Origin of the sequence: Coxiella endosymbiont of Ornithodoros amblus (assembly GCF_019425495.1) — a bacterium.
Taxonomy (GTDB): domain Bacteria; phylum Pseudomonadota; class Gammaproteobacteria; order Coxiellales; family Coxiellaceae; genus Coxiella.
Window position 1 is genome coordinate 1 of the sequence record NZ_VFIV01000036.1, and the last position, 12,952, is coordinate 12,952.

Genomic DNA, 12,952 nt, shown 5'->3' on the forward strand with positions numbered 1-12,952 from the left:
AGCTTGAAGAATTTCAATAACAGGATTAGTATCAGGATAAATGCCGAGCCATAAATAAAAAACTGCAGCGTTGTGTTCTACCAGCATACCAAGGACATCAAAATTATATTTTACGCCTTGATCTTTTTCCCATTGCAGAAAGGGTGAAGCACTTTTGCCATAAGAAAGATCATAGCAACAACTCTGCGGGCCAACGAGACCATCGGGAAGCGGAGGAAATTTTCCTTGATGCCTTAACTAGTCGCATGAATAATGACGTCATATCGGATAGGTTCTAATTCATCGAACCTGCCGCCTTGAATTTCACCGCGAAAATGAAAAGTTTTCGCTAATGCATGTGCTTTAGAAGGCGTACGATTGACGATAACTATTTTTTCCGATGCTGCATTTAGTAGCGGCCCTAAAATACCGCGCGTTGCCCCGCCTGCGCCGACAATTAAAATGGACTTTTGAGTCAGTGTGATATTGTGATTGCGAGTGAGATCCTGCACTAACCCCAGTCCATCATAATTCATAGCATAAATAAGTATCGGCTTCGAAATTGCAAAGCGCTCGCCGCGTGGGCTTCATTTTCTTCTTGACTACGTTTATCAGCTAATTGGTATGCTTTTTTTTGAAAGGAAAAGTAATATTAGCGCCTTTCCCTCCTTCGTCGTGGAATTTTTACGGCAGCAGAAAATCAATTCACCAGCGCTTTTTATTTATTTATTAACCTGACGTCCGTTATTTTTAAATAATGGAAGGATTGATTCGTTTGATTTTCAAACGCTTTAAAAATAACAGGTGATAAACTGTGTTCAACAGGGTTGCCGATGACAGCGTATTTATCCATGTTTTCGCTCAGAAAATTTTACCAGAAATTCGCATAGACGATCTTCTAAATAATTATAGACATGGGTTTCGCAAACGAAACCATTAATCATGATCGCAAAGGATAATACATTATTCTAACGAGTTCGCAAATAACCCGCTAATTTTTGATTGTAAGCAAAACACAGTAATTTTGCCATTTGATCCGGACTAACGAGATTATAACGCGAAAGTCCTGTACCATCATTAATTAAATTATTTTTGAAATCAATACCGGTGGGCTCTAATATTTTTTTAATGCGCGCAGTCCGTTTTGCCAAGTACCGGGTTTTTTATAAAATCGTTCCCCCATTTTTTTAGTAATGAATCCGTCGTTAAATTGTCAGAATTCTTCAACATTTCTTTTAACATATTGCGAATCGGTGGCGATTTTTGCTTCGCTAGTACGACATCATTAGGACTAGAACCCGCTAAGAGAATTGGATCTTGGTATTCAATAACATTATCAACGAGCGCCTGTTTGAGTAGCATGTTGGCGTAGATGACCGGGTTTCGGATGGCTAGTGTGCGTCGTTGCTGTCCCCAGGCGCGGTTAATGCAGCCTTCCAATTGATAGTTATTGCGATTATCACTGTAAACAGTCAACGGGAACTGTTTAATTTGATGGGTAGTTGTTCTTACGCGATTAGAAAAATGAGCCACGCCCGCTGGGAGAATAGGCGATAGCGTTGACTGGTCATCGCCTTCTTTGGCCGGCAAAATATGCAATAAAAATTTATTGCGGTTAATAACAATGGCACTCACCGGATCGGCATAACCATAGCTTAAATCATCCCACATCCAACCCGGCGGATAAGGAACATCGTTATAATCGGTATTTATAGATATAGACATTGCCACTAATGCGATGAATGTCCAGTTCTTTTAATTTTTCAATCAGTCGATTTAAATCTTCTGTCGTCAGTTAATGTCGGTAAAAAAACTAGTAACACAGGATCGCCAGAGAATTTGAGCGTTAAATTTCCTTGTAAAGTTTGTCCTTTAATGGTGCCGTTGTCGAGAAGTGTGGTTGTGAATTGATAATCCGGGCCGAGATAATACAATATCACTACGGCCGTAAATAATTTTTGTGTGATTGACGGCGAAAACAAAAATTGTGAGCGTTCGCTAAAAATAACTCGACCTGTTTGACATCACTAACAATAAACCCAAGTTAGCTTTGGATTTAATGAACCGCAGAATAGTATTAATATTCGTTTAATGGTTTTGTTTTTCTACAGAAAAAAGTGGTGAGAAAAATAAACTTAAGAAAATTTCAAGTTGGAAAGGCTTTTCATTAGATTTCATTATCCAGTTTTTTTCGATCGCGACTCACGATGAAAAAGATAATCAGGGCCGTCAATAGTATGATCGGAACCGTAGTCAACTATACATAAGCTTTTACTAAAATGACCCCGTTGTTAAAATCCCCAAGGTCACCTCTATTAGTAAGAAAATAATTATCTGTATAAATGCCAGCTAAATACAATGTTAAGGAAAGCACCAGCAAGGTAAAAAGCCCCGCTTCTTGATGACTTACAATTCCGCGTTTAATAAAGACAGAAATTAAATAAATGGCAGCGATTAAACTGATCAAATGAAGGGTAATATGCCAACTATTGGCGAGGAAAGGAGTACTTTGGCGCTTGAGATACCATACTAACCAAACGCAAAGAACAGCATCTATGGCGGACATGATGCAAGTGAAGATCTAAACGCGGTGCGTTGGATTTCCATAATAAAAAGGCTAATAAAAGCAAGTGCGAGCATAATAAAACCAACAATTAATCATGCTCTCCACCGCTTCACCATATCAAGCAGGGGCTCCTTTACTACAGCGGGCTTTTGCATGTTGATATGTCCTTAATGGAGATGCGCTACTTGATCGCTGTATTGATGTCAATTGAGGTAAGTTTTTATCGTCTTTGGTGTCATGAATGACAAAAATGGCAATTTATGATACAAAGGTCGCCTTCTCTTTCTTTTAGTTGGTATTTTTCATGTCGTATAGCAGCAAACGATTACAATTACTAGCGCAGCCCTCTTTTCGACGGTATGTGACAAGCTGTCTCTTGGCCACGTTGGGTTCAGGACTGAGCTACGTGACGTTGAGTTGGTTAATTTTAGAAGTTGATGATTCGTTGGCCGCCGTTTCTGTAGCGATGTTGTGTTTTTGGGTGCCGACCGTTTTTCTAGGTCCGCTGGTGGGGGTAGTTGCTGATCGTTATTCACGCAAATGGCTAATCATCGGCGGGAATGCCATTCGCGGCTTTGTTTTGATTCTATTCGGTTGCTATTTCTACCATTCTTTATCGGCACATTTGATCTATATTTTGATGGCTTTGTTAGGCATAGGGTTCGCTGTCTATTTTCCCGCTACCATTGCGTTAATTCGAGAGATTGTGATTTCGGAAGATTTGTTGTACAGCAATTCAACGATAGATATCGCTTATGAGATTGGCAATGTGGCCGGCATGGGACTGGCTGGCACTTTTATCTCTTGGCTGTCAGCGCCAACCACTATTTTAATGACGGGAATTATTTTTATTTTTTCTACATTGGCCGTAATTCGCGTGCGGCCTCATTTACAAAAGATTCGTAAAAAGAAAACGAGTTATCGATTTATCATTGATGATTTTACAGCTGTTCTAGTCTATCTTCGTATTAATCCAAAATTAATTGTTATTTATTCCGTGCAATTACTGGTATTGGTGTCGTTTATGACAGCAGGCGTTTTATTAGCGCCTTTTGTTAAGAATATATTACATGCCACGGTAGCCAAATTTGGTCAAATTGATGCATCGTTATCAGTCGGCGTTGTGATTGGTGGAATTTTTTTGCCGTGGGTAGCTGAACGATTGGGATTTATTCCGACCCTATTAGTGCTTTGTTTAGCGTTAGGTATTTTCTTTAGTTGGTTTGGTTTAAATCATTCAATTTTAGGAGCGGAAATTTTGTACCTTTTTATCGGGGTGTGCTTGGCTGTCTGGCCATTAATGGTTACAAAGGCGCAGCACCTGACGGAATTTCGTTTTCAAGCACGTTTGCAATCAGTATTTAATAGTATAAGCTGCATTATCATTTTATTGATCTATTTATTGGTTGGTTTTGGTAGTCATTTTGTTTCTATTGAATGGCTATATACTTTTGAGGCTTTTCTTGCTTTCATTTCACTTTTTCTACTGTGGCGCTATCGAAATCTCTTTAAAAAAAGATAAAACTCCGTAGTTATTGCGCTATGGGGAATTTTTTACTCTGGCTGTGGCTCGGATTTTTGAAAGGACTTGTTCCGCTGTTTGTAATGGTGCTGGATTCCTAGGAGTGGAATAAATTATAAAATCTTGATCCGTTTTTTATAGTACCATAACAGTAAAAGAATAAGGATCAGAAAAATGAGCGCAATAGATCTGATCCAATGTTGTTTCTATGAAGGACGTATTTCGGATCCCGTGGTTAATTCTTCAAATACGGTTTCAGAAGGAGATTCATTTTGTACATCCATTAGTAATTTCGCTTTAATAGCACTTTAAAATAATATTATTTTAATTTTCACATAGGTGGAGGTGAGCTTCGCATAGCACCGCCCTTCCACAATTCCTCTCCCGCTTGCGGGAAGATAAAAAATTATACTGCTTTCTTAAGCATTCGCCAAAAAGACCTTCAACTCTCGATCATCGACCTGCTCAGAAAAGACAGCATACCCAAGGCCTTCTAACAATATTAGGTGCAAGCGTTCGTTTGCTATCTTTTTATCCATATGCATAGTCGATAATAATTCATCCGGATGGATGCTTTTTGGTAGACCAATCGGCAGAGAAATTTTGGTAAGCAAACGACAAATTCGTTTCAAAGACGAAAAATCAACCCAATTTTTGTGATGCGACAGTTGAGCGGCGAGCGCCAGCCCCACTAAGACTGCTCGCCGTGTAACCATTGACCATAACCGAGTAAGCGCTCAATAGCATGAGCAAAGGTATGACCGAGGTTCAATAAAGCTCGCTCGCCACTCCTTTCTTTTTCGTCTGCATTCACGATATCGTGCTTAATTTCCGCTGCGCGCTTAATAGCAGCTTGCAAAAAAGTAAAATTACGTTTCAGCAGGTCCGACATTTTATTCTCTAAATCAGTAAAAATTTTTCATCTTTAATAAGAACTGCTTTGACTATTTCAGCCATCCCCGCTTTAAATTCACGTTCGGGTAAAGTGCTAAGTGTATTAAGATCAATAATAACCGCTTTAGGTTGACGAAAGGCGCCGATGAGGTTTTTTCGATAGGATGATTAACGGCCGTTTTACCACCGATAGAGGCATCTACTTGTGCTAACAAAGTTGTCGGCACTTGAAAAATAAACTCCCCGCTGATAACAGGCGGCTGAAAATCCCGTAATATCGCCTATAACTCTGCCGCCCAGCGCAATTAGTGTCGTATCAGGATGGTGATTGCTTGAAGCGAGTTTGTGGAGAATACGTTCCTAATATTCAAGGGTTTTATATTGCTCGCCATCCGGAAAAATAAACATATCGCATTTGAAGTTTTGGTAAATGGCTTTGAGGGGGTCCAGGTAAAAGCGGCTACCATTTGATTGCTAATAATCATCACTTGGCGTCCTTTTACGTGGCGTTGAAGCAGCAGTTTATCTTTCAGAAGATTTCCTCCAATAAATATATTTAAGATAAAGCGGTTGTTAACACTGACATTAATAAGCTATTGTAATTTTTCTTTGGAATCATTTTTAATAAAAAGAGGACGTCTCATCTTATCTTTTTGACCAATTCGTCTTAATTGAGTGTCGATGGAAGCAGTTAAATAAATAACGACACCAGTTTCAGATATTTGTTGTCGGTTTTTTTCATCTAACACAACGCCGCCTCCAGTAGATAAAACGATATTATCAGTTTACAAAGCGCTCCAATCATTTCTCTTTCACGTCGACGAAAACCAGCCTCCCCTTCCATTTAAAAAATACAAGCTATATCAGCGCCAGTTTTTTTTCAATCTCTTTGTCGGAATCGTAGAGTGTACATTTCATCAACTTAGCAAGTTGGCTACCGATGCTGGTTTTTCCCGCGCCCATAGGGCCGATTAAATAAATATTGGTGATGTTTTCATAATTGGAAATAATCTGTGGAGTTACAAAAATTAATAATCGTTTATGCTCAGAAGATCGCTATCGATGCCGAAATAATCCACCCAAAATAGGAATTTATGTAGCCCTGGTATACCTACCTCTTTCTGTTGTGTCGATTGCTCATAAATGCCGCCCAATACGACCGTTTCTCGGTTATTAATAATCACCTTAGTGCTCAATTGCTGGGTTTGGATAGTGGGAACACCATTCACCAAAAAAGAACTCATCTTATCCTAATTGACATTCAATTGTAAAAGGACGCGGTTACCGGATAAAACCACCGGTATGACTTTTAGACGTAAAATGGCCTTTTTGAAAGTTGCGCTGTGTTGCCTCGCCCCGTTTTTTCTTGATAAGGAATCTCTTCACTAGATTTGATGATGGCTATTTGCCGATTATTAGTCAATTAATTCTGAGCATGGAAGGACTTGTGCCCTGCCTTCTTGTTCGAGCGCGGAAAGTGTCAAATTGAGCAATTGGCTATTTTTAAATTTTATAATGGGTATATCCACTACTCCGAATTGAATAGTGGAATTAGGTTTATCTTCTATCAGTCCATCGTCAGATTAGGCGTTCTTTCCCTTAGTTCCAAATAATATCGCCAAAGAATGTAAATTATGATCACTGATACTGATGATGCGCGCTTTAATTAAGACTTGGTGAATGGGAATATCCAGTTGAATCACTAGGGATTGAACGAGATGAATCTGCCCCTTACAAATCGACAGTTGATTGGCTCGAACGTCAGCGGCGGTGTAACTGAATTTTGATAAAATACCATTTTTTACTGTTGAGAAAGGCTGACAGTGATTTGGCATTCACGTAATGAATTGGCATAATCAATGGTTTCATGGAAGCTTTGGTAGATGGCGATAAAATGAAAAGGTCGCGCTTAGCCAGTGAATAAGACATCCTAAGTAAAAAAATAAGACCGATTTCTGTTTTAATGATGGAAAACATCAATAGTACATTGTAATGTGAGTTCATCATTTCTCTTTTGCATTCGAATTTGAGGTAGAACTAAAAAATGCGGCAAATACAAGATTTTTTTAAAAAGTAATCATATTAAAAATTACCTTGAAAAAATAAATTAAATTGTTTAATGGGATTGTCGAATCTATTGCTTGTTTTTTATATTCTATGTAGATTAACTGCGAATGATTTTTCTGTCAAAGTAAGATTATAGTAGCTATTAATTGATTATCATCGATGGGTCCTTTTAATTTTTTATCCCTTTCTTATACAAATTTTTATCGAAAGATTATTATTGAAAGATTAGTTTTTGGTTAGGAAAAAGTCATGTTATTTTTCCTTTAAAAAATTTTTTAAATAGTGTAACCCAATTAAGTGTAGACAAAGAAAAAAGCAGTAAGCTTTTTCAACAGCAGCAAAATGAGTGATTAGAACGGAAGCTATTCTAACGCGTGTAGGATAGTCGAATCGTGAATGAAACATAGAATTTTTGACTTAAATAAGAAAGTAAAATAGAATTGAGCAATTTTTTAATTTTTGGCGTCATTAGAAATGCCTGATAGAATCCACGTGCCCTTGTCAAACGATAGTTTTTAAGATACACTTTGATGAATTTTATGGGTGAAATAATGTCCCATTGAGCCGGTATTTTATTTATTTCCTTTGCTTTCGCTCTATCAACGAGATGAAAAACAACTAATTGCTTAGTTAAGAAGGGAATTTTCTTTTTTTCTAAACGGATTGAACGATGAAGCAAAAAATTTAGCCATCCGATGACGGCTATCGTAAGCATAAAACTTGCCAGCCAAAAACTATAAAACAAATAATTTTGTTGGCGTTGTAGTTTTTGTTGTCATGGTAGGAGGTTAATATTCATTAAGCCAAACCCCGAGTCGCTAACGAGAAAGCAACCCAAAGACGCGGACCAAAGGAATCACCATTAAAAACTTTTTTATTAAATTTCGGAATTCCGTAGAAGTTACCGCCATTTTTACGTTAACAAAATTAATGAGCCTCGTCGAAGCGAGGATATTAATATCCACCGTAATCAGCTTGATTTTTGCTTTGCTACAAGCTCTCGTGATTTCATCCACGTTAGATTTTAACAGCGAAAAAATGGTAACTACAAGGCTTTTGGGTGGGAGTTAAGCAATAGCAATCGCAATACATTTCTTCAGTACTAAGCCTAAAAAGCGATCGGAGTTGTTGTTGCAAAGAACACTACCATTCGTTTTTTGTTCAAGTAGAATCGAAAGAAATGATTTTGCTAAAAACTTTCTGATAATCGACTGAAACGATGGCTTTCGGGAGACCCGACCATTGAGTCTGTAGCTCAAGCAACGCTTGAGCAAGATAAGTCTTTCATTAGGGATAATGCCAGACCCTCTATATGTAAACAATCTTTCCAGCGGCGAACTTTTACGGCTCGGATTTCATGGTTTTCAATTTCGATACCAATTTGTGAGAATGCCATCCACCCAGTTTAATCCCCGACTTACCTCAGGCAATACCGGGGTTTAAGTGGTTATGATAAACTCTAGGCATGAGTAAAGTCCGCCATTTTGCCGTACACACCATTTGGGTGTTGTTCAGCTTTGCTTTTACTATCATCTTGGTGATGGCTGTCATTTATGTTTACATGGAATGGCGGCTTCCGAACGTTAAAATATTACGCGATGTGCATTTACAAGTCCCTTTGCGCATTTACACGGCCGATGGGAAATTAATTACTCAATTTAGGACTAAGCGACGAATTCCGGTGACACTGGATCAAGTGCCAAAACCACTTATCAATGCAGTACTGGCTACGGAAGATGCCCGTTTCTATGAGAACCCCCGGGGGGCGTTGATTAATCAGCATTATTCGCGCCACCAAAGCGCTCCTACTTACCAGAAAACGTTCGCAAGGTGCGAGCACGATCACCATGCAAGTTGCTCGTAATTTCTTTTTAATCCGTAAAAAAACCTATACTCGAAAAATTAACGAAATATTGTTAGCTTTAAAAATCGATAAGGAACTTAGCAAGGATAAAATCCTCGAGCTTTATTTAAACAAAATTTATTTTGGTAACCGCGCTTATGGTGTAGCAGCGGCAGCGGAAGTTTATTATGGAAGGCCACTCAATCAATTAACATTACCCCAGATGGCTATGATCGCCGGATTGTACCCCAAGCCCCCTCCCGAAATAACCCCTTAGAAAACCCTAAAGCGGCACTTCTGCGACGCAACCATGTGTTAAAGCGAATGTTAGAAGTCAACTCTATTACCAAAGAAAAGTATTTGAAAGCCATTAAAGCATCCCTCACCGAAAAGTACCATGCGGCTACTACTCAAGTAAAAGCCACATACGTGGCTGAGATGGCGCGGGAAGTTATTGCGGACCGATATGGCGAAGAGGCATACGACCGTGGCCTTAATTATTTATACGACGATTTCTTCGAAGCTTCAGGAACCCGCAAGTGGGAGAGGCTAATTGCCGTGAAGAAGGGAGTGATCTGTTGAACAACATGTTATATTTTGAAAAAGGGCCTGATAAACGTAAATTAAATATTTATCTCGAAGATGAACTGGGGAAAGAAGCTAACCAATTGGCTAATCGGTTGCGTAAAAGTCGTAACTTTGTTATTCGTGAAGCGTTAAAAGAACGGGTCGCTTATCACAGTATTGCTATGGTCGATTTCGGTGCTTAATTTTTGAGGCATTGAGGATTTTGAAGCTTTTGAGTCGCAGAAGGAAAAATTAAAGCCACCGAAAAAGCACCCATTTAAATGAAATCTTTATTCGACATGTGTACCGTCAGTGATTTTGTTAAAGGCGACAAGTAAACATCCACCTCCCAGATTGCTATTTCGAGCGTCTCCTTGATGGAAATCCAGTATGGTCTTCAATTAAACCAGTAACGTGGCAACACTTTAAAAAAGTAATTGACGATTTTTTCATTGCACTTCCATTCTTCCATTTACCGAAGGCGACGCCGATAAGGCAGCGAAAGCCCAGGCTTATTTATGCCGTCTAGTAAAGACCATTGGAGGTTATGGTATTTTAATTGCCGGTGCTGTGTTAAATAATGCTTAATCTTAGTTACTTCTAATTTAAAAGAATTGCACACTTACCCTCTCTAAAAATTGAAAACTGGTGAAAGTGAGGATTGAGTAGAAGTCATATCATTATCCAGAAAGCAGACACAGCCTGCTTCGTCATCCCCGCCTGCGGGGGCGGTGGAAAAAATAACCTAGATGGGAAGACTTCTATTAAGGTTATTTTTTAATCGTCATTTTGATTGAGATAAATTAAAACCAACAGCAGCAAAGTTGCATACAATCCAGCGCTAAATTGAGCATTATATGGCGACTGCCATATCATAACATTCGGCCCCCTATTACAATAACCAAAAAAATATAATAGAATTTCTAACCCTAAGTCGGCATTTTCCCGGGGTTTGGCTTCATTAAATTGTAAGGAATTTAAATGGCGAAATAATTGAGCGCCCGCAATCCACAACAAAATTTCTGACAAACTTTCCATGACGATGATAAGGACGTAAAAAATGTTTGCCAGGCAGGGTTAGTAATCGCGCGCTACATAAGAGAGGCACTTTTAAAGGTGGTATCCATACTGAACGTATGTCGAGCAAACTGCCAATTGGTATCAATCATAATCCGTGATATTTTAGTGAAGGCTACAATGGCAGATAATACCGCCACTAATAAAGTTCTTGAAAATCGTGAAAAAATCATAATTATTTTACTTTTTGAATATCATATTCCAGTCTGCCTTTTTTCTTTGCATATTAGCGGACTTCCTTGCCTCGAACAGACAAAAATTTTCCTTTCTGTAGGCAAAATGCTGGAACCTTCAGTATCTATCCACCAATAAGGAGTTTCATAAAACACAATTGATGAATTTTTAGGCCCGGATAATCTTTAAACAAAATTTCCAAGGCTAAAAATATTTCTCGGGAAATATTTTCTGCCGTGGGATTACAATAGTTATCCTTTCCGTTAAGCAAAATTACATTAAATAATACTTAACTATTAGTTTTAGTTTTTTGACAGGCTTCAATAACAAATTTACCTTTTAGGATTAGCTGCAAAACCGTGATCGAATTTATCATTGATCCATTGAGCGCCGACGCATTTGATTTCTTATGAAATCAACGCAATAACCAATTTTACTTTGGATTGAAAACTCAAAAGTCATTTGCACCAAAGCTCGATGTCCGTGGAGAGAATAACATTTGAAACACTCATCCATGACCCGATGGCCAAGATAGACTTCAACGCGCCGAGTGATGTATTGTTTTATACCTATACCCTTAAAGATGTTTCTGAAATACTAAAAATATTTTCGATAATATCTAGAGTCTTATCAATCTCTTTATTCATGTGAGCAGCGGAAACAAATCCTGATTCAAAGGCAGAAGGCCCCACGTAGACGCCGTTATCGAACATCTTAATGAAAAAAAGCGAAAATGCCTAGCATTGCAATTCACTATTTGAGCATAATGGATTATGCGCTCCTCGCTTGTAAAAATCAAACTGAAAATCCCCCAAGAAAAATTAACCGTCAACGGAATTTTAGCCGCTCTAGCGCGCGATAAAATGCCAATCACTAACCGTTCAGTTTTTTCTTTATAAATTAAAATAAAAGTTTTCAGTAGTCAATTTTTTCAATGTCGCAAGCCATGCCGCCATTGCAACCGGATTACCGGATAGAATTCCTGCCTGATAGACATGCCCCTCTGGCGACAATTGGTTCATAATTTTACGCGGCCACCGTAGGCCCCAACCGGGGGCATACCGCCACCAATAATCTTACCCAATGCGGTGAGAAGGTCGGGCCGAACGTTGTAAAGACTTTGAGCACCGCCTTTGGCTACACGAAAGCTCGTAATCACCTCATCAAAAATTAAAAAGACTTCCATATTGATCGCATAATTCACGCAACCCAGTGAGAAAATCAGGCGTGACGGGAATTAAATTCATATTAGCAGCAATAGGTTCAACAATAATGGCAGCGATATCTTCTGAATATTTTAAAAGTACCGCCACAGAATCTAAGTCGTTAAACGCGGCTGTTAATGTATCTTGGAGCGTTCTCAACGGGACTCCCGGCGAGCTTAGCATCCCAAAAGTTAAGGCCCCCGAGCCACCCGCGGCGTTGACTATGACTAATAGGCAACGCGTGCCCATGATAACAACCCTCAAACTTGATAATTTTAGACCGACCGGTACGCCCCCCGTGCTAAGCGTAACGCACTCATCGTTGCTTCGGGACCCGAATTTACCATCCGCACCTTTTCGATGGAAGGCATGGACTCAGTAATTAAGAGTAGAAAATTTAATTTCTTTTCGCAAGGGACACCAAAACTGAGACCATTTTGCACAGCTTCTTTGGTCGCTTGAACAACGGCCCGGTAAGCGTGGCCTAAAATCATCGACCCCCATGAGCCGATGTAGTCGATATATTTTTTTCACCACATCAATTAAAAAGGACCGGAGGCTTTTTTAATGAAGCGCGGGACGCCTCCCACGGTGGCCGGAGGCGCGTACTGGAGAATTAACCCCGCCTGGCATATAATTTTGAGCTTTGTTGAAAAGTGCGGCGGAATGATCAAGCATTCTCCATTCCTCTTAAATATTAAACGAGATTAGGCAAGTATTATGCCATACAAAAAGTACATGTGCTTATTATGCGGCTTCATTTACGAGGAAGAAAAAGGCTGGCCGGAAGATGGGATTGCGCCTGGGACTCGGTGGGAAGAGGTCCCTGAGAATTGGCTCTGCCCCGAATGTGGCGCTATGAAATCCGATTTTGAGATGATTGAAGTTAGGGCCTAGTTAGGGGGCATATCATCACCCAGCAATCACAGACATTTCAATTTTAGGCTTCATCGTCATTCCGAAAGGGAAGTTCAGGCGCATCTTCATGGGGACCGCGCGCGCCCGTGTGCGCCAAATCCCTGATTACGGTGTCAACTTAAGGGATTGAGGTAAAAATA

Annotated in this window: 3 protein-coding genes and 15 pseudogenes; 5 read left to right on the forward strand and 13 right to left on the reverse strand. The window is 39.4% G+C overall.

Annotated elements, in window-relative coordinates; genetic code table 11:
• The 3 pseudogenes from aroE to FIV31_RS05305 form a co-directional block, all read right to left on the reverse strand.
• A pseudogene (gene aroE / locus FIV31_RS05295) lies at positions 1–832 on the reverse strand (shikimate dehydrogenase); the annotation flags it as partial.
• Positions 825–2,157, reverse strand: a pseudogene (dacB, locus tag FIV31_RS05300) (D-alanyl-D-alanine carboxypeptidase/D-alanyl-D-alanine endopeptidase). The pseudogenes aroE and dacB, both read right to left, overlap by 8 nt.
• A pseudogene (locus FIV31_RS05305) lies at positions 2,147–2,700 on the reverse strand (hypothetical protein). The pseudogenes dacB and FIV31_RS05305 overlap by 11 nt, the downstream one beginning before the upstream one ends.
• A gap of 137 nt (positions 2,701–2,837) precedes the next feature.
• On the opposite strand from FIV31_RS05305, the pseudogene FIV31_RS05310 reads away from it, so the two are divergent.
• Positions 2,838–4,077, forward strand: a pseudogene (locus FIV31_RS05310) (MFS transporter).
• An 8-nt stretch (positions 4,078–4,085) separates the two neighbouring features.
• Here FIV31_RS05310 and FIV31_RS05315 read toward each other — a convergent pair.
• The 7 genes and pseudogenes from FIV31_RS05315 to FIV31_RS05345 all read right to left on the reverse strand — a co-directional run bounded on the left by FIV31_RS05315 (position 4,086) and on the right by FIV31_RS05345 (position 7,743).
• Positions 4,086–4,351, reverse strand: a pseudogene (locus FIV31_RS05315) (hypothetical protein).
• A gap of 135 nt (positions 4,352–4,486) precedes the next feature.
• Positions 4,487–4,959 (reverse strand): annotated as a pseudogene (locus tag FIV31_RS08570) (3-dehydroquinate synthase family protein).
• Positions 4,960–5,011: 52 nt separating this feature from the next.
• Positions 5,012–5,315 (reverse strand): annotated as a pseudogene (locus tag FIV31_RS08575) (hypothetical protein).
• 242 nt (positions 5,316–5,557) lie between these two features.
• Positions 5,558–5,924, reverse strand: a pseudogene (locus FIV31_RS05335) (shikimate kinase); the annotation flags it as partial.
• A pseudogene (locus FIV31_RS05340) lies at positions 5,896–6,941 on the reverse strand (type IV pilus secretin PilQ). The pseudogenes FIV31_RS05335 and FIV31_RS05340, both read right to left, overlap by 29 nt.
• Positions 6,922–7,189 (reverse strand): annotated as a pseudogene (locus FIV31_RS08580) (type 4a pilus biogenesis protein PilO). The pseudogenes FIV31_RS05340 and FIV31_RS08580 overlap by 20 nt, the downstream one beginning before the upstream one ends.
• 206 nt (positions 7,190–7,395) lie before the next feature.
• Positions 7,396–7,743 (reverse strand): pilus assembly protein PilN, encoded by a 348-nt coding sequence (locus tag FIV31_RS05345; RefSeq protein ID WP_280124069.1) that lies wholly within the window; start codon positions 7,741–7,743, stop codon positions 7,396–7,398.
• A gap of 750 nt (positions 7,744–8,493) precedes the next feature.
• Between FIV31_RS05345 and FIV31_RS05350 the strand changes: the two are divergent.
• From FIV31_RS05350 to FIV31_RS08590, 3 genes and pseudogenes are all read left to right on the forward strand, one after another.
• A pseudogene (locus tag FIV31_RS05350) lies at positions 8,494–9,412 on the forward strand (transglycosylase domain-containing protein); the annotation flags it as partial.
• Positions 9,413–9,500: 88 nt separating this feature from the next.
• Positions 9,501–9,567: pseudogene (locus FIV31_RS08585) on the forward strand (hypothetical protein); the annotation flags it as partial.
• On the forward strand, positions 9,540–9,641 hold the full coding sequence (locus FIV31_RS08590) for a hypothetical protein (protein WP_425278273.1): 102 nt from the start codon (positions 9,540–9,542) through the stop codon (positions 9,639–9,641). The pseudogene FIV31_RS08585 and the gene FIV31_RS08590, both read left to right, overlap by 28 nt.
• 574 nt (positions 9,642–10,215) lie before the next feature.
• Here FIV31_RS08590 and FIV31_RS05360 read toward each other — a convergent pair.
• From FIV31_RS05360 to hemL, 3 pseudogenes are all read right to left on the reverse strand, one after another.
• Positions 10,216–10,688 (reverse strand): annotated as a pseudogene (locus FIV31_RS05360) (DUF2165 domain-containing protein).
• A 53-nt stretch (positions 10,689–10,741) separates the two neighbouring features.
• Positions 10,742–11,256: pseudogene (locus FIV31_RS05365) on the reverse strand (6-carboxytetrahydropterin synthase).
• A gap of 2 nt (positions 11,257–11,258) precedes the next feature.
• A pseudogene (gene hemL / locus FIV31_RS05370) lies at positions 11,259–12,572 on the reverse strand (glutamate-1-semialdehyde 2,1-aminomutase).
• Between the two features lie 42 nt (positions 12,573–12,614).
• On the opposite strand from hemL, the gene FIV31_RS05375 reads away from it, so the two are divergent.
• Positions 12,615–12,791 (forward strand): rubredoxin, encoded by a 177-nt coding sequence (locus FIV31_RS05375; RefSeq protein WP_280124070.1) that lies wholly within the window; start codon positions 12,615–12,617, stop codon positions 12,789–12,791.
• The last annotated feature ends 161 nt before the right edge of the window (positions 12,792–12,952 follow it).

What these genes read in the sequence shown, in the direction of transcription:
- FIV31_RS05345 (WP_280124069.1), bottom strand. Translation starts at nt 7,743, where the DNA reads ATGCTTACGATAGCCGTCATCGGATGGCTAAATTTTTTGCTTCATCGT.
- FIV31_RS05375 (WP_280124070.1), top strand. Translation starts at nt 12,615, where the DNA reads ATGCCATACAAAAAGTACATGTGCTTATTATGCGGCTTCATTTACGAG.